The sequence below is a fragment of the Acetobacterium sp. genome (assembly GCF_041752335.1).
In the GTDB taxonomy this organism is placed as follows: Bacteria; Bacillota; Clostridia; order Eubacteriales; family Eubacteriaceae; genus Acetobacterium.
The window spans coordinates 20,057-42,818 of sequence record NZ_JBGSHG010000013.1 but is presented as its reverse complement, the minus strand read 5'-3'; the positions used below and the strand labels follow the sequence as shown (position 1 = coordinate 42,818).

Sequence of the window (22,762 nt, the reverse complement as noted above, 5' to 3'; positions counted from 1 at the left end):
GGCAAAAAGTATTCAAAAGTTGCGCAGATGGTACTCTGTTAAAAAGAGATTGGACGACCATCTGCTAATGAACAAAATTGTGTTGGCAAGTGCACAACTTTTCGAGACCAAACGCTAAACTTTTTGATTGACAAACACAATTGAACGAACAAAAACGGAGCAAGAAGAGGCGATTAAAAAAATTCGTCAGGAATTCAAAGAAGCGTATGATAAAAAGTACGTGAAACAGCTTAAAAAAATGAAGTCTGAGATCGAAGAGTACATTGATGAATATTCATGTGAATTTTCAAAAATGCTAAGAAAAGAATTGAAGAATAAAAGATCAACGGTAGCAGCTTGTATCGCTGAAATGATTGAAAAAAATCTGGAAAGCCAGTTTTCAAGAGAGCAGCAACGGATAATTGAACTGAAAGAACAGCTTGACGCTTCGGAAAGTGATAAAAAGCAAAAAATCGAACAGATCCAGGAACGAAGAGAAAAGGTGCAGTCAATTTTAAATGACAGCATTACGATGTTATACGATTTGGAAGCACTGGAAACTGATGAAATCGAAAGAGAAGCTGTTTAGAAACAGTTTCGGTAAATAAGGAGTAAATGATGGAAGAAAAAATTGATAAGTTCTTGCAAATATCCGAGTATTTAGGGGATCTTTCCAATGTCGATGTTTTGAATAATCTGAAAAATATGATTAAAACAAAAAAACTTTACGTGAGTGTTTTGGGACAATTTTCATCAGGCAAATCGAAACTGATCAATAATTTGTTGCAACGAGATATTTTACCGGTAAGAACTACAGAAACAACGGCAGTACCAACCTTTATTCAATATGCAAATCAGGAATCAGTTGCTTTTGTCGATAAAAACGGAAAAATAATCAGAAAAGAATTGGAAGATTTAAAGAAATTTTATCATAATTCCGATGAAATTGCTGGCTACGACTTTGACAGCTTATATTGCATTGAAGTGAATATCACGAATGACTTGTTGAAAACAGGGATTATTATTCTGGATACTCCCGGTGTGAATACAATAAATAAAGCGCACGGAAAAATTACAGAGAGCATGCTCAAATTAACTGGTAAAGCAATTTATGTTTTAGGGAAAACTGTCACACAAACTGACAAAATATTTCTGAATGGGTTAGCCCAAAATGGGATTGAATGCATTTATGTTCGCACAAGAGTTGATGAGATAAAGTCAACAGAAGAAACAGTCCAAGAAGTAGTTCGACAAGACAAAAAAATGTTAGCAGAGATCACTGGAAAAGAGGTGGCGTATTTTTATTTATCAAACGAAAAAGATAGCGAGTGGTTTCAAAACATCGATAAACTGAGAGATTACATTGCTGAAGAGATGGCCAATTCGATTGAAAAACAGATCAACCAGTTAATTGCTAGCCGCTTGAGTCTAATGGGTAAAGTATATTTAAAAGAAATAAAAAATATTCATAGAGCCATTCAGGAAACCGAGAATAAAGATAATACGCAGAATAAGGCTGAAAAAGAACGGTTAAAGCAAATGGAGGCCATCTTAACTAGGAGAATTGGCGAAAAGAAAAAGAAATGTGTCAATCAGTGTCAGAGAGTAAAAAGAGAGGCAGAAAAATTCGCCAATGATATTCTAAAAAAACATGAGTACAAATATTCAACAAGAGTCGACCTTTTAAAAGGAGAATTGTCAAATAAAGAATGCCAAAATATATTTATTGACGAACTGGCCAATTGTGCGGAAGAACTAAGAGAGTATTATATTGATGAAGTGGCGCAGATTAACGAAGAAATCTTATTGGATTTCGAAAAAGATTTGGGAGAATTTGAAATAGACACGTATTTAACAATCGATGATTTGAACATTCCATCGATAGAAGTGGCAGACTATGACGATGAATATCATTTAATTGAGAATGAAATTTCTGCTGCAGAACTGGGGATCGAAGTTATAAGTTCAGAAATAAATCAAATGCAGGACAAATTGGATAATTGTGCAAATCAGCTGGAAGCAACGAAAGAAATTACCAGTAGTTTTAAATCACAACTGGAAAGTCTGGAGTATCAAGCACCAGAACTATTAGTGGAAGAGGCTGAATTCAGGAATTCAGAGATGTTGGCAAATGTCGGAAAAGTAGCGGATATTGCGATGTTCTTTTTACCTTTTGGTGAAATAAAGGCAGCTGGAGATGTCGCCAATGGTTTAAAAGCAGCAGACGCTGTTAAAGACACAATGTACGCATCAAAATTATTAATAAATACGGAGAAGGCTAAAAAAGTAGCAGTAGAAATAGGTAAAAAAGGAAAAGTGTTAGCTAATACTGGAAAGGCAATTGCGGAAGAAGCAGGATTGCTCGATATGTTAACATTTGAACATCTTTTTAGAAAAATAGGCGAAGAGCTTGATGAGCCACCGCGATATTATTATGATCATACAAATGAAGAAGAGTATAAAAAGCAGCGTTCTGAACTTGAACAGAAATATAAGATTGAAATTGAAAAACAATTAACGCATAAACAGGAACTTGGTCTAATTGAAAATGAAAAGCGAAAAAATGAAGAGCGTCTGAAATTGGAAGAAAGAAACAAAAAAAAGCTCGAGGAACAGTTAGTTCAGAAAAAGAAGGAAATCCAAATTAAAACCAAACAGCAGAATAGAGAAAGAATCAAGGATTTTTATACTCAACGTTTTCAAAAAAAGGGGGAAGTAATGTTGAGTTCTTTGTGTGATAATTACAATGAAAAGATTGAGTTCTTTACACCAGTAATTGTTGAAAGTTATACTAAACAATTTGAAGAAGAACTTCGAAAAAACAGATGTTTTATAGAAAAAATTGAATCCGAATGTATGAACAATGAAGGTCATGTCAAGGAAATTTCGACAAAATGTAATGAGTATAAGGATTTTATTTTGAATTTCGAGGAAACATATGAACGTGCAAAATAAGTATCTTAATGCCATCTTTCTGTTGGGTGATCATAGTAGATTTGATTATGCGGAGAAATTTATCGAAAAAAACCAAATGGTTGATTACGAGCATATGAAACACAACTTGGATTCAAATTTTATTGTTATTGTGTCAGAATTTTACAGAAATCATCCGGAAGCATTAATAAAGATTGAAAATCAATTCTTAAATAAAGACGATGAGCCTAGAAGTCGTTTTTATTTCACTAAAAATATGCCGTATGCAACCTGTTTTGTATTGCCGGCGTTAAACAATGTTTACGAGATAGAAAAAGACATCAATTGCAAATGGGCATCAAAAGTAATCATATTTGATGTTTTTCCCTATTGTGAAGAAGAAATTAGAATACTAGCTGAATCGATTATTGAGAAAATGCCTTATATTGATTTGAGGATTTTTCTGATGGAAACCATACGACGTTTTGGTTATACGGATATGACAGATCTGAATAGAACGTTAGCGGAAGCCAATGAAATTTATAATGATATCAAGCAGGGATTAGTGATTAGCTTAGCAGAACTTGAGCGGTCAATTTATTCTACAGATACAGATATTAGTATTGCTTGCTCACATGGCTTACGTGAAAATTTGAAAAAAGTCAAAAATAGGCTTGATAATTTCGATTCTGATTACGAAGTAATGCTCATTATTTCGGATGATGAACTAACTTCGATAGAAAAGTTGAATCAGCTGTGCAATTATGATGGGGTCAAACATTCTAAGAATGTCGGAGAAGGGTTTGTAAACAATGCGATTAAAGAGTATTTTGGAAAAAGCGATTTTATAGAAAGTCTTATTGTACTATACCATGAAATTATCAGTCCGATTTGCATTTGGGATAGCCAAAAATATGAGGTGTTATTGATCGAACATTTGAAGAGTAGTTTAAAAAATGGTGCACAGAAAAGGCTTTCAAAAATATACGATAACAAGGTGCCAGATTCAGAATTAAAATATCGTAGTTTGATGGCCGAAGACAATAGTGATGTAATATTTAAAAAATTTATCTGTGAAGAGTATTTTGAAAAGTTTCTTCCGGATACGGTAAAAAAATTTATTGAAGTAAAGCATAATACTATTTGCAATTTATACGGAGGAGAATGACATGAAGAAGAACTCAATATTAGTAGGTGTTTTTTTCGCTTTAGTAGTTTCTTTTGCGATTATTTGTTTTGATGTGATTGTCATAAATGAATATTTGTGTCTGGGAATTGGGGTGGCCATGGTTATTGTGGTTTACTATCTTAGTTTGCAGGTTGCTGACTGGATGGTGATTAAAGAAAAACAGAATGAAGACCGATTTAGTGGATTGAGCAATGGGTTTGAGAATTTGAGCAAAGAATATGTAAAAATGAATTCAGGTCAAAGAGAATTGATTGAATTAAATGTTGATCTGAATAAAATGTTTTTAGCAAATGAGAACCATTTATTGAAACTGAATGATAATATTGCTAAAGCAGTAGAATACATTGACATGGTACTGGTTGAGTTAAAAGACCATAAAAAAGATGAAAAGCTTTGTCATACTGAGATAATGGCTAAAAATGACGAACTCATTAAGCATTTAGAAAGTCAATTTGTCTCCATTGATGAATTCGAAAAGTCAAGTTTAAAAAATCAGCAAGAATTAAAAATAATGGTAAATGAAACGTTTCAACGGATGGAATTATTTATTAACGAAAAAGGTGGGACAATTGAAGAATCGGTAAAAACTGGCATCCAGAAGATACAAAAAATCTTATTGTTACAGGAAGAAGTGAACGAAAGAACAGTTAAGATGATGTGTGATGAAATGACAGAAAACTTTGAAGAATTCTGCGAAAATTTAGACGAAAGTATAACAAAAATACAAAAGAAATCAGTAGAAAAGAATGACGAGCAAATTGAATTGCTGTCAATGATGATTAAAGAGCTCACTGATCAATATAAAATATTTATGAATACGCATAAACAAGACCAAGAAAAAGCTGAATTAATAATTGCACAATTAAAGGAAATGAATGAAAAAGATGCTAAATTTTTGGAAAGAATATTAAAAAATGAATGATCATTTTAAAGAGTTACAGGCGTGTCTTTTGAGAAGAGGTTTATATAAGAAACTTGAACAAATTGAGACGACCTATTACAGAAACAAAATAGCATTGGGTTTGTTGTTTTCAAAAGAGCGTTTTGAAAAAACTCTAGACAGAATCGAAGGGTATCGAGAAATAATAGATCTTTCGATTTCAAAAGGGTATTTCAAGAGAGCTTTACGTTATCTCATTTTGATGGAAAAAGAGATAATTATAATCATGGAAAATGAAACAGTGAATAAATTAGTGGAAGATATTATCAGCGAAAAAATAAATGCGTTATCAGTTGAAAAAGGTAGTGTCAATAATTTTTCGCAAAAATGGAAACAGCCATTTGGGAAATAAAAGGGAGTGTTTCAAGTTTTGTGTATTTGCGAAAATTGATGTAGGATAGAGTATTTAATTAAGGGGCAAGGGCATTAAAATGACTTTTACCCCTTACTGGTGCGCACGGCATGGGCGCAATCTAGCGAGTGAAAGTCCCGAGCACGTGTAGAGAGTGCCAAGTTCATAGCTCAAGGCATGGTGTCCTCGGCGACGGGGAATCTGAAGTAAAAAAATTTTCAATAATTTTTATCGACTCTTTTTTTCATTACTTTCGTTTCTTCCTGCCATAATAAAAACCTCCTGGGTAATGTATTTATCTTACATCAACCACGAGGTTTGCACAATTATTGAAACGGTTGTGTCTCAAAAAAAGGATGTTCCTTATAGAACATCGCTTTTTTCATTATTGTCATTTCAATACCAAAACGTCCAAGTCTCATAATAATACACGTCCTCTGTCTGCTGGCCGCTTAAGATCATATAGATGATGACGCTGACAAAATAAAGTGCGATGCCGGTGACAACAGCCAGACATTCCAGCCGGGAAGCATGGGGATTTTTGCCGGTAGCCCCGGTATAGATGTATTCGATGTAGGCTTTGAATCCCTTGCTGGTGCGGGTGGTCTTATAACCTTTCATTGAAACCACGATGGCGACAATCATTGATGCCATTACAATCAGGCCGCCAAAGGCGCCGGCAAACAAATTGATAAAAAAGCCGAGAACCTGGGTGCCGATAAGAATCAGGCTGAGATTCGCCTTGGCCTTTTCGGAAAGAGTCTTTAAATCAACCGCCGGTGACACTGGGGGCTGGATTAGTTGGGCTTTGCCACATTTGGGGCAGTAGGGAGTCCCCTCAGTCAGATCATGTCCACATAGTAAAATAAATTGCAAATAAAAAAACAAGGGGACGGCGGTGTAATGAACTTAGGACAGCTACCAGTCCAAGTCATTATCCCCTGGTGCCAGGGACACTTAACTTTGACGGCGAAAAAATAAAATCGGGATGAAGCATTTGAAGGAAATCTTTCATTGTTTAGGTCTGGAATCGGTGGTGACCGATAGTAATTCCGGCAATGTGGTTTTTACCGGGGGTTATCAGACCAGCGATGCGTATGAAAAGAAACGTTGTTTGAGCTGCTCCAGAAAGTTTCAGGTGTGATTTCGGTGCGAATGTCCGCTTAAAAAATTCTCAGTGGGTATATTTTACAAGATCAAGATGATGACAATTTTTCCCGGGATCGGGTCGATGTAGTATGTGAATTGCTGGCCAATCTGGTGGTGGGACTGATTCCTTTTGCCATCTTTTTTCTACCCTCCATCAACCGGGATAATCGGGTTCAGGAGTTTAAAGATGGCATTGATGCCAGCTACTACAGGATGCTTGAGACCCTGAGTCAGGAGGCTCAAAAGCTGGGGGTTCAGCTGCTGCAGATGCAGGCAGCGTAAATGAGTCCATCATGCTATCGACGATCGTTCTTGATCTTACTAAAATCAGCAGTCAATGGCGAATAGCCGGGATTCAATGATTCTTCTTAAAGCCAGGATAACATCATCATAGGCTACCGGGTCATATAATAACTGCGATGTGATTTTTTCATAGTCTTTTTGATAAAAGTTTTCGTCAATAATCTTGGTAAGAATGCCATTCAGATTTTGGTCGGCTGAATGGCAGCTGGGATTGGGGTGGCGTTCAATTCGGACTTCAGCAATCAGCGGGATAAGGGATTCCAGATTACCCAGTCTGTCAATGATCATCGATAAATCATAGAGATGTCGGGAATATTACTAAATGGTAAATATCGATGACTAATTTATGCAAAATCATTAATCATCCCACTTTCAACCAATTTTTGATAAATTTTTTTGGGATAGGAGATCAGCACCTGATCGAGCAGCGACCGGGAAAAGCTTTGGCTTTTGAGGTAGGTGCGTAAAAAATTAAGCTGTTCGCCATTGTTAAAATCAATGCTTGAAAGAGTTTCGAGAAATTCAATCAGGGTTACATTTTCATTGGTGATAGGCGTTCGGGAACGCCTGAGAATCACCGCCTGACCGCCAACTTGAACCAGTCGTTTGCGGTTGGTTTCATTGTTGGTTGAAATTTCAATGACGTTGGGCACCTGGGTGGTGAGCCCCCATTTATTGAGTAAGGCCAGTCCTGTTAAAACGCCGTACTGATTGTTATCATCGCTAAGATATTTTCGCCGGATTACATCAGCGGGATTGAGCGACGATTCACCAAAAATGGTTTTTTCAGGGATATAGTAAATACCCTTTTGAAACCTTTTGATCTCTCCGGTCTTAGCCATCCGAGAGAAGGATTTTCTCAGCGCATCGCTGGAAATTAGGTTTGTATTTTCCAGATCGGTTATGAAAATAGGAGTATTTGGTTTAAATTCAGATTTAATTTGAGTAAATGTCAGCATCGGTATCACCTCATCTTTATTATAGTTGGTTTGGAAAAAATAGGCAAGTAATTATAAATAAAATGTATAATAATGTGACATTGTTTAAGCAAAGGATGATGGTTGCTATCAATTTGACTCAAGTTGTTGTTATCTCAGCAGTTTGAGACGATCTTCCAACGAATAAAAAAAACAGGTCTGGGACAACCCACTCTTGTCCCAGACCTGTTTTTATTTTAAAGTTGATATTTAGGCTTCCACCCGCCGCTGCTTAATCAGCACCAGGGTCACGCCCAGCACCGCCACCCCGAAGGCCAGCACCAGCACCATGCTGGTGAAAATCGACTGGAGATTGTCAGCATTGAAACTGACCGCGTTGGCAATTTCGTTATTGGCCTTGACATACCAGTAGGTGGGAGTAAAGCTGGCAATGGTCAGGACGTTAGCACCGAGCAGTTCCTGGGGCACAAAGACGCCGCTGAGAAAGCTGGTACCCAGGGCAAAGACATTGGCAACAGCGGACATGGCGCCCCGGCTTTTAACCAGATTGCCGATCAGATAGCTGATCGAAAGCGCTGCCAGGGTGAAGATAAAGGAATTCAATAACAGCAGCAGGCCGTTGGTGGTGAACATATAGCTGCCATACATCACAAAGCTGGCCGAGATCAGCACCAGCCAGGTCAGCACGGCAAAACTAAGGTTGCCGAGAATCATCTGGAAATTCATGTTGGCGGAGCGAATCGGCGAACAGAGGTTGCGCCGCTTCAGATCGGTATCATTAAAGACCAGCATCACCGAGCAGACCCCCAGAATTAGAATGGCAAACAGGGAATAGGAAATATAATTGAAATAGTAGCCGGATTTTTCGGCATTGGCCGAGTGGTTGCTGCCTGAGATCACCGTCACTGGCGTTTCTTCAGCCAGATCCGCCGCCAGATAGCTAACCAGTTTGGCCTGGCTCAGACCGGGCAGATAGGTAACATAGGTTTTCACAGTGTTCAGGTATTTATTGATCAACAGATCCATATAGATGTTGCTGGGTGAATCGGGGACGATGGTTTTCTCCAGCTGAACATCCTGGCCATTGAGCATCGCGGCAGTAAAGCCCTCAGGCACCCGGAGGATGTAGACAACCTGCCGGAAAAACAGGGCATCCTGGAGCTGCTGGGGATCATCGGGAAGATCCACCAGGTTGGCGTTCTCGCCCAGGTAGGTTTTAAGTCCAGCCACCAGCTCGGAATCACCATCCTCATTAATAAAGGCGATGTTGAACCGGGTCTTGGTAAAATCGGTATCCTGGGGTGGGGTATAGGCGTTGGTCAAAAGCAGGGCCAGAACCATGAAGACCACCAGATAGATCAGGATCTGGCTCCGGTTTTTCTGGATGATGCGGAAAAAAGCTTTATAAACTTGCATATTTCTGTCTCCTTAAAACAAAATACGTAATCGCACTGAATATCACGGTGAAACCGCACAGCAGTAAAATGTCGGTGAAAAACTGGGTATAAGTATTATAGTAGTAGAGGGCATAAAAGCTGTCGGTGATCAGGTTGGCCGGGTTGAGATAGGCCAGAATCGGAATTTTGGTGGTGACGATATACTTCATATCGGCATACATCATTCCGGCCAGAAAGCACATCGTCATCGTTGAAGCAATCAGAATGCCGGTCAGGAAGCCTTCCCCTTTTTTAATGACCGAGGCAATAAAGGCGCCGAAGGTCACCCCGGTGAGGCTTCCGACCACACAGGTCAGGGCGATATAGCCCAGCTGATTGCCGAAGCTGATCCCCAGCACGCCGATGATAAAGGCCAGCAGAATCAGCAGTTCCGCCAGTTGAATGGTGGTGGCGGCCAGCATCGAGGACATAAAGACGTTCAGTTTATTGGTGGGCGCCAGATTGATCCGGGCCCCCACATCAGAAAGATCGGCCTGGATGGCCACTACCTCTTTTAACCCCAGAAACCCGCCATACAAACAGGTCATCGCGATCAAAGTATAGAAATAATTGACAATCGGATCGGGGTTGGACTTGCTGGCAGAAACTGCCGTCAGGTATTCGTTACGATTGGAAACCCCGGCCAGGATACCACTATCTAGGGCGGTGGGGTTTTCGGTGATCACCGTGACGATGGTGGCCGAGGATTGTAGAAAATCATCCAGAAAACCCCGGATAATGGTTTGGTTAAGGCCAGACTGGTTGACCACCAGGTTAAGATCCGGGTCGAATAGTATATAACCGGAGATCTGATTATCTTTGAGCAGGGCCTCGGCTTCGGTCTGGGTCGTGTATTTAACAGTAAACAGATCATCGGTGCCGTCCAGCGCGGTGGTGAACGCCGGGTTGGCGTCAAGTTCAGCATTTTGAACCACGGCCACCGGGACTTTGATAAATTCCTCGGCAGTGGTAATGTTAGAAAGGGCCAGGTTAAACAGGGTGGCCAGCAGAATCGGAAACAACAGCGTCCAGAACATCAATTGCCGGTCCCGCAGGATGGCCTTGAGACGATAACGATAATTAAATAAAAACATGGCTCCTCCTAATCTCTCAGCTCTTTGCCGGTGATTTCCAGAAAGACGTCGTTCAGCGTTGGTGGCTCGGAATAGATTTTCCCGATGGCGATGCTTTGATCCTTGAGTTGATCCAGAATCGCGATCAGATTATTTTTGTCCCGGCCGGACTTGACCTCCAGTTGATGGTCGCTTAACTCGGCGGAGATAATATGGGGCAGGGCTTTAATCGCTTCCAGATCGAGATCCTCAGGATTGAGCAGTTCGAGGTTGATATGTTCCCCGGATTTGATTTTTTTCTTCAACTCTTCATTAGTCCCCATAGCGATGATCTTGCCTTTATCCATAATGGCGATGCGGCTGGCGATTTGTTCAACCTCTTCCATATAATGGGAAGTGTAGATGATCGTGGCGCCCTGTCGATTGAGCTTCTGGATGCCTTCCAGAATATTGTTGCGGCTCTGGGGATCCACGGCCACGGTGGGTTCATCGAGAATGATCAGTTTCGGCTGATGGGCAATGCCACAGGCGATGTTCAAGCGTCTTAGCAGCCCGCCGCTGAGTTTTTTAGGGAAAAATTTGGTAAAATCGTTAAGTCCCACAAAATCGATGGCCTCAGCTACCAGTTTTTTGCGGGTTTGTCGATCAGCGATGTATAGACCGCAGAAGTAATCGATGTTTTCATAAACCGTCAGCTCGTCAAGAACGGCGACATTCTGCATCACAATCCCGATGTCCCGTTTGATAGCGTAGGCATCCGGGGACATCGGCTGATCGAAAATTTCAATTGTGCCCTTATCATATTTAAGCAGCGATAAGATGCAGTTGATGGCAGTGGTTTTTCCCGAACCATTGGGCCCCAGCAGACCCAGGATTTCTCCTTCCTGAACTTCCAGATTGAAGTGATCCAGGGCGATCAGGTCGCCGTAACGTTTAACCAGTTTTTTAACATTGATGACCATAATTTTTCTCCTTTATATGTGCGTCCACCCCGGTAAGACGGTGAGACATCCGTTTTTATTTGTTGATGTGTTTATTTTACACCAGCAGATGTCACTTTGGTAGTGATAAGCCTCCTGATGGGGTATGACAAATGTCACCATTTATGGTAAAGTAGTGATAAAATCGTAGTGCTGACAGCGATACGATTCTGATAAAGGCGGGTAATGATGAATAAGCTGATTGATAAACTGATTATTTTTGGGTTCTGTCTGGCCTTGTATCTGACGACCGTGGACAATGTGCTGCTAATTGCCCCGGTGCTGGTGGCGGTAATTTTTGGTGCCGCTTCAAGCTATGTAAAAGAAGGACCGGTGACGACGGGTTTATTTGGCAGCTATCTGGTAATCAGCTTTTTTGAACCGGTTTATCTTCTGTTTGTGCCGCTGATTGGCTATGATATTTTGATTTCCCGTTACAAATGGTTGTGAACCCTGGCCCTGCTGCCGGCAGCGACGGGCTTTACGGAGCTTAGCGGCACCGCGGTGGTGTTGATTCCGGTTTTTATGCTGGTGGCCTATTTCATGAAAAAACGAACCCTCTCCCTGGACAGCTTAAGGCACGACTACAAAGCTCTCCGGGACACCACCCGGGAAGCCGCCCTGCAGCTGGAAAAAAAGAATAAAATGCTGATGGAAAAGCAGGACTATGAACTGAACTTGGCAACCCTGAGTGAACGCAACCGGATTGCCCGGGATATTCATGATAATGTTGGGCATATGCTGTCCCGGAGTATTCTCCAAACCGGGGCGCTGCTGGCGATCAGCCAGGAAACGCAAACCCGGGCGGGCTTAGTCCAGATCAAAGAAACCCTTTCTGAAGCCATGGACAGCATCCGCAGCAGTGTTCATGATCTCCATGATGAGTCCCTGGATTTGCAGGTGGAGTTGCAGACGCTGATTAAGAATTTCGAGTTTTGCCCGGTCAAATTTGACTATGATGTGGAATCCGCGCTGGATAAGGAAGTGAAATACTGTTTTATCGCCGTGGTCAAAGAAGCCTTTTCCAATATCATCCGCCATTCTAATGCCACTGAAGTGGCCCTGGTGGTCCGGGAGCATCCGGGACTGATTCAGCTGGTGGTTAAGGATAACGGTACCATCAGGGTAAATTTTGACAGCACCGGTATCGGACTTAAAAATATCAGCGACCGGGTGGCGGCCCTGAATGGCAATGTCCATATTACCGCTGACCGGGGTTTTCGGATCTTTATCTCGCTGCCTAAAAATGACGAGTAAATAAAAATATAACTACAGGGGGAACCATGAAAATACTTGTTGTCGATGATGACCGGCTGGTCTGTGCATCGCTGAAAACGATCATCGAAGCCCAGGGCGATATTGAGGTGATCGGAATGGGTCACAATGGTGAAGAAGCGATTGCCTTATACCACCAGTTAAAACCAGATGTATTGCTGATGGACATTCGCATGGAGGTAATGACCGGGCTGGAAGCTGCGGCGGTCATTCTTGATGCGGACAAAGCCGCCAGAATCTTATTTTTAACCACCTTTCTGGATGACGAATATATTATCAAAGCGCTTAAACTGGGGGCAAAAGGGTATATTATTAAGCAGAATTTTGAAAGTATTGTGCCCTCGCTGAGAGCGGTGCAGATTGGTCAAAGTGTTTTTGGCCAGGATATTGTCACCAAGATTCCGGGATTGCTCAATCAGCTGGATCATCGCGAGGCGAACAGCTTTGATCTCAGTGACAAGGAGCTGGAACTGATCGACCGGGTAGCCCAGGGCCTCAGCAACCGGGAGATAGCCAGCAGCCTCTATTTAAGTGAAGGAACGGTGCGGAACCGCATCAGCGTCATATTGGAAAAGCTGAATCTCCGGGATCGCACCCAGCTGGCCATCTTTTTCTACAAAAACCTGGCCTGAGCGCCTGACCGTAAAATAAAATAAAAAAGAAGAGGTAACAATGAGAAATTCGTCGGACCATTTTCAAAGTATTTTCAGATTTTTAGTCAATGCAGTGTTAATCGTTTTGCAATTGACCATTATCGGATTGATTATTCTGCAGTTTTCCGAAGATGCGGTGGTTGCCTATTGGCTGATTGAAGGGGTGGCTATTTTTGTGGTATTGAATATCGTCTATCGCAAAAAAACCGCTACCTTTAAAATTTCCTGGATTATTTTTGTGCTGGCCCTTCCGGCCGTCGGGATTGTGCTCTATTTTATCTGGGGACGGCAACGGGTTCCGAAAAAAGCCAAAAAACGGTGGGATGAAGTTAATCAGCGCACCTTTTTAAAACTGGAACAAAACCAGGCTGTGTTTGAGGCCATTGAGGACAAAGGGATTAAAAAACAGGTGGCGCTGGTTCATCGCCTCAGCGATCTGCCGGTTTGGGGCAATACGAAAACCGCATATCTGAAACTGGGAGAGGAGATGCATCGGGCCAACCTGGAAGCCATCAAAACCGCCGAGAAATTTATTTTTCTGGAATATTTTATTGTCACCGCGGGAAAAATGTACGATGAGCTGATGGCCGCCCTCTATGAAAAAGCTGCAGCCGGAGTGGAAGTGCGGATGATGGTGGATGAAATGGGGAGTTTGTCGACCCTGCCCAAGGATTTTTATCAAAGCTGCGCCGATCATCATATTAACAGCATTCCCTATAATCCCTTATCGCCATCGCTGTTTAAATTTATCAGCTTCCGGGATCATCGCAAAATGACCATTGTCGATGGCCGGGTGGCCATCACCGGCGGGATCAATATCGGCGATGAGTATATTAACGAAAAGGTGCGGTTTGGCCATTGGAAAGATATGGCGATACGGCTGGAAGGCGAGGCGGTTTTTAGCCTCACTACGATGTTTATCAATATGTGGGATTATTCCACCGGGGTAGTCTCCCAACTGGAGGACTTTAAGGGGACGGCTGCGCCGGTAACCGGCAAAGAACTGGTGATGCCATTTTGCGACGGTCCGATGAATGCCAGAAATCCGGCGGCCAATACCTATATGACAATTTTTGCCAATGCTAAAAATTATCTGTATCTGACCACCCCTTATCTGATTCTGGATACGGATCTCACCAATTGTATTTTGCTGGCGGCCCGCAGCGGCGTGGATGTGCGGATCATTACCCCGGGAATTCCTGACAAGAAGCTGGTTTATGCCACCACCCGGGCCTTTTACGGGGATCTGCTGGCGGAGGGAGTGCGGATCTATGAATACTCACCGGGCTTTGTTCACGGCAAGGTGCTGGTAACCGATGATCAGGTCGCGATTGTTGGTTCCATCAATATGGATTATCGCAGTCTGACCTGGAATTACGAATGCGGCACCTGGGTTTCCGGTTCACAGACAGTGCTGGACATCAAAGCCGATCTATTGGATTGTATCCAGGTCAGTCGGGAGGTGCTTTATTCCGATTGGGAAAAAATTGCGTTTGTGAAAAAGGTGGGACAATCAGTGCTAAGAATCATGGCGCCATTGATGTAGACGAAAAAGGGGAGGAAAGCTTGATGAAAATATGTGCAATTCAAATGCAGGTGGCCCTAAAACAGCTCGAAGCGAATTATCAGAAGGCGGAGGCCTTAATCCGCAAGGCGGCAGCGGCCGGGGCTGATGTGGCGGTGCTGCCGGAAATGTGGAGCGGCGGTTTTATCACCACTGATCTGGATGAGCGGCTGGCTGATGGTGATGGAAGGCGGGCCCAGGCTTTTCTGGGACAACTGGCAGGGGAGCTTAAAATCAATATTGTGGGCGGTTCGGTGGCGACAAAAAAAGCCGGGAATTATTATAATACCGGTTACGTGGCCGACCGGCAGGGACGCATTATTGCCGACTATGACAAGGCTCATCTGTTTAGTTTTGCCGGTGAGGACAAGCGCTTCAGCGCCGGCGATCAGCTAGTTACCTTTGCGCTTGATGGAATCCCCTGTGGCATCATTATCTGCTATGAGATCCGCTTTCCCGAATGGGCCCGAAAACAGGCCCTGGCCGGGACAAAGGTGATTTTTGTCCCGGCTGAGTGGCCCTTGCCCCGGGTGGGTCACTGGCGGGTACTTAACCAGGCCCGGGCCATTGAAAACCAGATCTTTGTCGTGGCCGTCAATGGCTGCGGCGAAGCGGTGAAGGATCAGCAGAACGCCGGCAACTCGATGATTATCGATCCCCTGGGAAAGCTGCTGGCCGATGCCGGCACCGACCCGCAAGAAAAGCTGATCATCGCCAATGTGGATCTGGCCGAACTGGATCTGGCCAGAAATAAGATGACCGTCTTTCAAGACCGCAGACCCGAACTTTATTAGAAAAGTCAGCAAATTCATATTGAAGCATTAAATAGACTCGTTACCAGGTAGCGGGTCTTTTTGCATCTCCTAAATAAAATAGGAGCTATCGTTTAAAATCATTTTTCCAGGGTAAGATGACCATAGAAGAAGTCAAAAGCGGTCATAATTTAGGCGTCATTCAGGCTGAAAAAATTGAGGTTTGAATCCAGGCAATCAAGCGGGATAATTGGGTAAAAAATGAAAGGAAGGATTAAAATGAAAAGGCGTCTCAAACAGATAATCAGCGGGCTGATTATTTTAAGTCTATGCATCAGTTTGCAGCCAATGGGGGTCATGGCGGAAGAACCGCATAACGATAACGGATTAATCGAAAATCGGGCAGTTATCGCAATTGATGAAAGCCAGACCCTCAATGACGGGGCTGAACTATCGGAAATTTCGACCGATAGTGTTCATGCGGGGGACTATTGGTACGACGATATTGTCGGCGGGGTCAGAATTGTATCCTATACCGGCAGCGGTGGAAATGTTGATATCCCGGCGACCATTGATGGCAAAGTCGTGTTGGAAATTGGTGTGGATGCATTTAATGGAAAGAGCGCCTTAACCGGTGTCAATCTTCCCAACAGTGTAACGGTGTTAGGAATGCGTTCTTTTTACAATTGTCCCCATCTCGATTCGGTTTTTTTGGGAAATGGCTTAATTACGATTGGCAACGGTTCTTTCTGGGGGGCCCAGGCCTTGACCAGCATCATTATCCCCCATTCCGTCACGTCCATGGGTTATGCCGCCTTTGCCAATTGCAATGCCCTGACTAAAATGACTATTTTAAACAGTTCGATATCTTTTGACGGACAGGTGTTTGGGACCATTCCGCATCTGACTATTTTTGGACATGCTGGTTCCACGGCTGAGTCATATGCTTATGCCAACACCAGACCCTTTGTGATCTTGCCGTCTTCTTATGTGGATGTCCACTATTCCACCCACGTCCAGAATGTCGGCTGGCAGAGTTCGAAAGAGAATGGTGAAATCAGTGGCACCGTGGGACAGTCATTGCGCTTGGAAGGGATCACCATCCTGGTCGATAACAGCGAAGTCGATGTGGTGATCCAGTATCAGACCCATGTTCAGAATATTGGCTGGCAACCGATGGTCAGCAATGGCGCTTTGAGCGGAACCACCGGATTAAGCCTGAGACTCGAAGGAATACGGATTGAGCTGGACGGCGTGGACGTCGGTGAATACGATGTTTACTATCGTGTCCATGCCCAGAATTATGGCTGGCTGGATTGGGCCAAGAACGGAGCCAGCGCCGGAACCGAAGGCCTGAGCCTGCGGCTGGAAGGGATCCAGATCATCGTGGTGCCAATCGGCTCGGCCGCCCCGGGCGCAACCGCAGTACCGTTTGTGAGCAGTTAAAATTGGCCGTGTAAGAGGAACGAAATAAAAGCGCTTAGATTAGAAAAAGTGGAGAAAGGTAAGCGGCACAAAAAAAAAATAAAAAAAATATTTTTTTAAATAATTGTGTTATTTATGATAAAAGAGGGTAAAACTATAACGTAATGATAACTGTGTAATTTCACACCAATTGGGGTGTGATGTACGCAGTAAACAATTCTCTTGAAAGGAGGAATAGTGAAGTGAAAAAAATGTCGAAATTGATGGCTTTGTTGCTGGTTGTGGTGATGGTATTAATGTTGGTACCGGTATCAACATTTGCCGCAGAAGAAGTTGTGGAAGAACCCACCCTCGTTGTTTTAGAAGTTGAGGGGGCCCCAGTTGATGAGGTGTTAAATACTGCGGTAGAAACGCCAGCGGTTGAAGAACCAGTGGTTGAAGAACCAGCGGTTGAAGAACCAGCGGTGGAAGCAGCAGCAGTGGAAACACCAGTTGCCGAAACGCCAGCTGCAGAAACATCAGCAGTTACAGTACCAGTTGCTGAAGAACCAGCGATTGAAACAGCAGTTGAAGAAGGAACAATTGAGGTTAAAGCAGTTACCTTAGGTTTATGGAGAGATGCAGTAACATTTATTGACGTTCTTCTGAACACTGTTGGCGCTGACTACTCATATGATGCCGTAACCAACGCCTTGACCCTTAATAATTTTATTGGGAAACAAGTAGTTGCAACTGATATGGGAAGTAATTTTGCCATGATCCTCAAAGGCACAAACGTGATCGCAAATGATACCGGCAGTGCAGTTGATGTGACTGGTAATCTGACCATGGGCGGACCTGGCGAAATAATGGCCATTGGTTCTACGTCGGCTATCCATGTAACAAACGGCGATCTCGTCCTTAATGATGGCGACTATGAACTGTTTGCCATTGGCAATGTTGGCAATATAACCGCAGTTGATGTAACAAACGGCGATTTAATCATCAATGATGGTTGGATCGATGCTACAGCTATTAACACCGGAACCGCTGTTACTGATGGTGCATATGGTCTCTGGGCAGATAATGACCTGGTTATCAACGGCGGCGATATTGATGTCGTTACCGAATCAATTAATGGCCCAAGCATGGGCATTGGCGCTGGCGACGATGCGATCGTTAAAGGCGGATACACAACTGTCCGTTCAACAACCGAAACAGGTATCGCAACTGCATTATATGCAGGTAGCTGGGTTGTTATCCGAGATGGTATCCTGGATCTTTGTGCTATAGGTGGCGTTGATCCTTTAGCTATCTATGGTGGTGAAGGCGTTTGGATTAGCCCTGTTTACGGAGATGTAGATCTTACCGCTTCTTGTCTGTATCTGGAACCATATTACGCAGGCAGCTGGAGTACATCAGATAATCCTAAAACTGGCGCTCAGGACATGGGACAAGATGCTTTAATGGCTACAATGGGACTATTGGCACTGATGGGTATGGCATATCTGATCAGCAAAAAAGAAGCCAAAGCATAAGAACACAAACTATTCACAAATGAAAAACGGTGCAGCAGACTAAATCAAACGGTTTTATCTGACTTCACGCGTTACTAAAATAGAACTCCGATTTCAGATCAATTCGAAAAGAAAAGATCAGAGAGAGGAGTTCTTTTTAGTTTTGGCAAAAAGTAATACAATAGGGATTATTTTAACACGACTTGGTAAAATATTTCATTGACAGCGATTACTGTGATGGATAAGATTATCATTAGAGAAGAAACATTCATCTTGTCAGATTCAAAATATTTAATGAAGAGGGATAGCAATGGATGCAAATGATCGCACAAAAGAACGGTTGGCCAAGGGGATAAAAGCGCTAATGGTCAATAAACCTTTAGATAAAATAACCGTTAAGGAAATTGTAGATCAAAGTGAATTAACGAGGCAGACATTTTATCGTTATTTTCAGGATAAATATGATCTGGTTAATTGGTATTTTGATAAATTGGCCCAACAATCCATAAAACAGATGGGGATCAGCCTGACTTTAGAAGAAGGATTGACCAAAAAATTTGCCTTTGTTCGGGCGGAAAAAGATTTTTTTACGGCGGCATTTAAATCCAGTGACTGCAATTCTATTTATGACTATGATTTAAAACTGATAACCGATTATTATACCAATCGTATTGTTCAAAAAACCGGGAAGCCCCTTGAAGCTGATGATCAGTTTTTACTCGATATGTATTGTCAGGGATCCATGGATATGACCTTTAAATGGGTAACTGAGGGCATGATCATGGAGCCGGATGAGTTTGCCAAATTGCTGATTGATGCAATTCCGGAAAAGCTCAGACATTTTCTGCTGTTTTTGTAGATGAATTCATTGTATTTAATAACCGCCAATTTTTATCTGATGATTGGGTTCCTCAGATAAAAATTGTTTTTTTTTGTTTTTGGCAAGGTTACATTTTGGCGAAATTGTAACTTTTGTGACACTTAAAGGACGGTGTCAATTGAATCCAAACAAGAATTTGATAAAATAAGAAAAGAAAATGTAACTGTTTACAGTTGCAGAATATTTGGAGGTGTTTTAAATGGCAAGAACCTATTATTTTCCACCAGTTGTAATTATGGAACCCGGTGCAATCGAATTGATCGCTCCGGAAATAAAACGGATGAACGTCAAAAAAGCTTTAGTGGTAACCGATCAGGTGCTTATTGAAGCTGGTATTGTCCAGGAAGTATTAAACGTGCTGGATAATACTGAAGTGCCCTATGCTGTATTTTCTGATGTTAAACCGAACCCTACGGTTACCAATGTCAACGCCGGTCTCCAGGCATTACAGGATAATGAATGTGATTTCGTGGTCAGTATCGGCGGCGGCTCGCCCCAGGATACTGCCAAGGGAATCGCCATTCTGGCAACTAATCCCGGGGATCTGCGGGACTATGAAGGCGTTGGCAAAACCGCCAATAAATCCCTGCCCATTGTGGCCATCAACACCACCGCCGGAACTGCCAGTGAAGCAACCATCAATTATGTTATTACCGACGAAGACCGTAAACTGAAAATGGTTATTGTGGATCCTAACTGTCTGGCAACAGTTGCCGTTAATGATCCTAATTTAATGATAAAAATGCCTAAATCCTTAACCGCAGCGACTGGCATGGACGCTTTGACTCATGCCGTTGAAGGATACACCACCGCTGGTGCCTCCCGCTTTACTGATTTATTTAACCTGGAAGCGATCAAAGCGATCTCCAGCAGTTTAAGCGCAGCTGTTGCCAATGGTGAAGATGTGGAGGCCCGGGATGGGATGGCTTATGGTCAATTTGTAACTGGTATGGGCTTCTCAAACGGCGGATTAGGAATCGTTCACTCCATGGCTCATCAGCTGGGCGGATTTTATGATCTTCCTCATGGCGTGTGCAACGCCATTCTTCTGCCATATGTTGCGGCCTTTAATGCCGATGCCGTTGGCGATCGGTTAAAAGCAGTCGCTGAAGCAATGGGTGTTGATACTGCTCGTAAAAGCAAAGAAGAAATCAACGACCTGGCCATTGAAGCCATCAAAACATTGTCGAAAGATGTTGGAATTCCGACCGGACTGGAAGAAATCGGCGTAAAAGCAGAAGATTTCAGTGAATTGGCTGATCTGGCGCTGGCTGATATCTGTACCGGTGGAAATCCTAAATGCCCAACGAAAGAAGATGTAATTGCGATTTACAAGGCCGCTTTTTAGGAATGGTCGCAAAATGGTGACGTCATTCAGTGGTGGAAGCGCAACGAAGATATGATCATGGCTTCATGCTGGATTAGACGTTCGGTAAAAAATAGGTTCGCTTGTCAAATTGAAGGGGATTTATCCTGGTTAGGATAAATCCCCTTTTTAGGTGCCGGGATGAAGATGTCGTTTAATTGTGATTTAGCGTGATTATTCCATAAAAAAGGCATAATGTTAATCCTTTTGGGTATACAAGGAAGTAGTATAATCGGTTGTTAAGTTAGCTGAAAGGATAAATCTCATGGATGACAGTTTTTATAAATCCGTTGTTGATCACTCGCCAGTAGGGTATGCTTATCATAAAATTATCTGTGATGAAGCAGGGAAACCCTGTGATTATGAATTTATCGAAGTCAACCCGGCCTTTGAAAAACTGACGGGGTTAATTGGAGCGTCCATAATCGGAAAACGAATCACCCAGATTTTGCCGGAAATTATCAATGACGCCTTTGACTGGATCGGATTTTATGGAGACGTAGCCACAAATGGAGAAAAAAAGGAATTTGAACAGTTTACCGCGGCCCTTAATATCTGGTGTCGAGTTATCGCATATTCCCCGGAAAAGGGTTTTTTTGCCACTCATGTTGTTGATATTACCAAAGAAATGACTCAATTGGAGGAGTTGAATAATTTTTTTGAACTGAATTTGGACTTTTTGTGTATTGCAGATATCGATGGGCATTTTATCAAGATTAATAAGGCCTGGGAAGATGCACTGGGTTATACCCATGAAGAGTTGATCCGCACAAAATATCTGGATTTTGTCCACCCTGATGATGACCAGGTTACCCGGGAGGCGATGAAAAGACTCAATGATCAAAATCCGGTCGTCAATTTTACCAATCGTTACCGGGCCAAAGATGGGAGCTACCATTGGATTGAATGGAATTCCCGGCCCCAGGGAAAACTGGTCTACGCCGCTGCCAGAGATATCACGGATCGAAAAAAACTGGAACAACAGTTGGAAAAACGGATGCTTGAGCTGACCAGACCCTCGGAAGATACCGGCGATATCGACTTTAGCGAGTTGATCGATTTAGAAACGATGCAAAAATTACAGGATGAATTTTCTGATGCAACCGGTGTCGCTTCGGTGATTACTTTGACCGATGGAACACCAATAACGAGAACCTCTAATTTTACCCATCTTTGTCAGGATATTATCCGCAAGACGGAGAAAGGCTGCGAAAATTGCTATAAGTCGGATGCTGCCATCGGTTCCTATTCAGTAGCGGGTCCGATCATAAAATGCTGTTTGAGCGGTGGCTTGTGGGATGCCGGGGCGGCCATTACAGTTGGCGGCAAGCATGTTGCCAATTGGCTGATTGGTCAGGTTAGGGATGAAAATTTACAAGAGGAACAATTAGTTGCCTACGCCCGGCAAATTGGTGCAGATGAAGCAGAAGCTGTACAGGCCTTTCGGGAAGTTCCTCAAATGTCTCTGCAGCGATTTGAAAAAATAGCAAAGTTATTATATACAATTGCCAATCAACTGTCTAATCTGGCCTTTCAGAATTTGCTGCAGGCTCGGTTTATTAATGAAAAACGACGGATTGAGAAAGAAATGTTTTATCTCAGCTATCATGATTATTTAACGGGACTTTTTAATCGCCGGTATTATGAGCAGGAATTGGTTAATTTGGATAAAAAAGAAAATTTGCCATTAACCCTTCTGCTGGGCGATGTCAACGGATTAAAATTGATAAATGATACTCTGGGACATTTGATGGGGGATGAATTGCTGATCAAGACCGCCGGAATTATCAAACAGGCATGCCGAAAAGACGATATTGTGGCCAGGCTTGGCGGGGATGAATTTATTGTCATTTTACCAAGATCAGAGGGTAAGGTGATCGAAGCGATTATTTGTAAAATTAAGAAACTGGCTGCAGCGGAAAAAGTTGGCGGAATGGATGTTTCTATTTCCTTTGGATATGAGACAAAGGTCAGAGAAACAGAAGACATCGATGAAATTTTCAAACGGGCGGAAGACGATATGTACCGCCACAAGCAATACGAAAGTGCGGCCCTGAGAGCCAGACAAAAATAGCAAACCCACCGTGATCACGGTGGGT

At 42.7% G+C, this 22,762-nt stretch carries 23 protein-coding genes; 17 read left to right on the top strand and 6 right to left on the bottom strand.

Going from position 1 to position 22,762, the window contains the following annotated elements:
- The first annotated feature begins 127 nt into the window (after positions 1–127).
- The 5 genes from ACEW8F_RS02565 to ACEW8F_RS02545 are packed head-to-tail and all read left to right on the top strand — an operon-like array spanning position 128 to position 5,373.
- Positions 128–568, top strand: coding sequence for a hypothetical protein (locus ACEW8F_RS02565; protein ID WP_373481908.1), 441 nt, complete (start codon positions 128–130; stop codon positions 566–568).
- 26 nt (positions 569–594) lie between these two features.
- Entirely contained in the window at positions 595–2,934 is a 2,340-nt protein-coding gene (locus tag ACEW8F_RS02560; protein ID WP_373481907.1) for a dynamin family protein, read from the top strand.
- Positions 2,918–4,060: a hypothetical protein gene (locus ACEW8F_RS02555; RefSeq protein WP_373481906.1), complete on the top strand. Its 1,143-nt coding sequence runs from the start codon at positions 2,918–2,920 to the stop codon at positions 4,058–4,060. The genes ACEW8F_RS02560 and ACEW8F_RS02555 overlap by 17 nt, the downstream gene beginning before the upstream one ends.
- Before the next feature lies 1 nt (position 4,061).
- On the top strand, positions 4,062–5,003 hold the full coding sequence (locus tag ACEW8F_RS02550) for a hypothetical protein (protein WP_373481905.1): 942 nt from the start codon (positions 4,062–4,064) through the stop codon (positions 5,001–5,003).
- Positions 4,996–5,373, top strand: coding sequence for a hypothetical protein (locus tag ACEW8F_RS02545; RefSeq protein WP_373481904.1), 378 nt, complete (start codon positions 4,996–4,998; stop codon positions 5,371–5,373). The genes ACEW8F_RS02550 and ACEW8F_RS02545 overlap by 8 nt, the downstream gene beginning before the upstream one ends.
- 396 nt (positions 5,374–5,769) lie before the next feature.
- Here ACEW8F_RS02545 and ACEW8F_RS02540 read toward each other — a convergent pair whose 3' ends face one another.
- Complete coding sequence (locus ACEW8F_RS02540) at positions 5,770–6,249, bottom strand: hypothetical protein (RefSeq protein ID WP_373481903.1); 480 nt, start codon at positions 6,247–6,249, stop codon at positions 5,770–5,772.
- A 106-nt stretch (positions 6,250–6,355) separates the two neighbouring features.
- Here ACEW8F_RS02540 and ACEW8F_RS02535 point away from each other — a divergent pair, with 106 nt between their 5' ends.
- Together ACEW8F_RS02535 and ACEW8F_RS02530 are read left to right on the top strand one after the other, a co-directional pair.
- A complete protein-coding gene (locus ACEW8F_RS02535) occupies positions 6,356–6,517 on the top strand; it encodes a DUF1697 domain-containing protein (protein WP_373481910.1) in 162 nt (53 codons plus the stop codon).
- A 101-nt stretch (positions 6,518–6,618) separates the two neighbouring features.
- Positions 6,619–6,804, top strand: a complete 186-nt coding sequence (locus tag ACEW8F_RS02530) for a hypothetical protein (protein WP_373481902.1) — start codon at positions 6,619–6,621, stop codon at positions 6,802–6,804.
- A 45-nt stretch (positions 6,805–6,849) separates the two neighbouring features.
- Here the strand turns inward: ACEW8F_RS02530 and ACEW8F_RS02525 are convergent, their stop codons facing one another.
- From ACEW8F_RS02525 to ACEW8F_RS02505, 5 genes are all read right to left on the bottom strand, one after another.
- On the bottom strand, positions 6,850–7,113 hold the full coding sequence (locus ACEW8F_RS02525; RefSeq protein ID WP_373481901.1) for a hypothetical protein: 264 nt from the start codon (positions 7,111–7,113) through the stop codon (positions 6,850–6,852).
- A gap of 56 nt (positions 7,114–7,169) precedes the next feature.
- Positions 7,170–7,784 carry a DUF6088 family protein gene (locus tag ACEW8F_RS02520; protein WP_373481900.1) on the bottom strand — a complete coding sequence of 205 codons (615 nt, stop codon included), beginning with the start codon at positions 7,782–7,784 and terminating at the stop codon, positions 7,170–7,172.
- Positions 7,785–8,012: 228 nt separating this feature from the next.
- Positions 8,013–9,179: an ABC transporter permease gene (locus ACEW8F_RS02515; protein ID WP_373481899.1), complete on the bottom strand. Its 1,167-nt coding sequence runs from the start codon at positions 9,177–9,179 to the stop codon at positions 8,013–8,015.
- The gene (locus ACEW8F_RS02510) at positions 9,166–10,293 is read right to left on the bottom strand and encodes an ABC transporter permease (protein WP_373481898.1); all 1,128 of its coding nucleotides are present in this window, start codon (positions 10,291–10,293) and stop codon (positions 9,166–9,168) included. Before ACEW8F_RS02510 ends, ACEW8F_RS02515 begins: the two co-directional genes overlap by 14 nt.
- Before the next feature lie 8 nt (positions 10,294–10,301).
- The gene (locus ACEW8F_RS02505; RefSeq protein WP_373481897.1) at positions 10,302–11,234 is read right to left on the bottom strand and encodes an ATP-binding cassette domain-containing protein; all 933 of its coding nucleotides are present in this window, start codon (positions 11,232–11,234) and stop codon (positions 10,302–10,304) included.
- Positions 11,235–11,438: 204 nt separating this feature from the next.
- Between ACEW8F_RS02505 and ACEW8F_RS02500 the strand changes: the two genes are divergently transcribed.
- The 10 genes from ACEW8F_RS02500 (at position 11,439) to ACEW8F_RS02455 (ending at position 22,737) form a co-directional block, all read left to right on the top strand.
- Complete coding sequence (locus ACEW8F_RS02500) at positions 11,439–11,702, top strand: hypothetical protein (protein WP_373481896.1); 264 nt, start codon at positions 11,439–11,441, stop codon at positions 11,700–11,702.
- Between the two features lie 93 nt (positions 11,703–11,795).
- Positions 11,796–12,509 carry a sensor histidine kinase gene (locus ACEW8F_RS02495; protein WP_373481895.1) on the top strand — a complete coding sequence of 238 codons (714 nt, stop codon included), beginning with the start codon at positions 11,796–11,798 and terminating at the stop codon, positions 12,507–12,509.
- Positions 12,510–12,535: 26 nt separating this feature from the next.
- Positions 12,536–13,159, top strand: coding sequence for a response regulator transcription factor (locus tag ACEW8F_RS02490; RefSeq protein WP_373481894.1), 624 nt, complete (start codon positions 12,536–12,538; stop codon positions 13,157–13,159).
- A 40-nt stretch (positions 13,160–13,199) separates the two neighbouring features.
- Positions 13,200–14,726, top strand: coding sequence for a cardiolipin synthase (gene cls / locus ACEW8F_RS02485; RefSeq protein WP_373481893.1), 1,527 nt, complete (start codon positions 13,200–13,202; stop codon positions 14,724–14,726).
- Between the two features lie 23 nt (positions 14,727–14,749).
- Entirely contained in the window at positions 14,750–15,538 is a 789-nt protein-coding gene (locus ACEW8F_RS02480; RefSeq protein ID WP_373481892.1) for a carbon-nitrogen family hydrolase, read from the top strand.
- A 237-nt stretch (positions 15,539–15,775) separates the two neighbouring features.
- Entirely contained in the window at positions 15,776–16,942 is a 1,167-nt protein-coding gene (locus ACEW8F_RS02475) for a leucine-rich repeat protein (RefSeq protein ID WP_373481891.1), read from the top strand.
- Positions 16,943–17,121: 179 nt separating this feature from the next.
- A complete protein-coding gene (locus tag ACEW8F_RS02470) occupies positions 17,122–18,438 on the top strand; it encodes a hypothetical protein (protein ID WP_373481890.1) in 1,317 nt (438 codons plus the stop codon).
- A gap of 289 nt (positions 18,439–18,727) precedes the next feature.
- Positions 18,728–19,276 carry a TetR/AcrR family transcriptional regulator C-terminal domain-containing protein gene (locus tag ACEW8F_RS02465; protein WP_373481889.1) on the top strand — a complete coding sequence of 183 codons (549 nt, stop codon included), beginning with the start codon at positions 18,728–18,730 and terminating at the stop codon, positions 19,274–19,276.
- 220 nt (positions 19,277–19,496) lie between these two features.
- A complete protein-coding gene (locus ACEW8F_RS02460) occupies positions 19,497–20,645 on the top strand; it encodes an iron-containing alcohol dehydrogenase (protein ID WP_373481888.1) in 1,149 nt (382 codons plus the stop codon).
- A gap of 283 nt (positions 20,646–20,928) precedes the next feature.
- Entirely contained in the window at positions 20,929–22,737 is a 1,809-nt protein-coding gene (locus ACEW8F_RS02455; protein WP_373481887.1) for a PocR ligand-binding domain-containing protein, read from the top strand.
- Positions 22,738–22,762: the final 25 nt, after the last annotated feature.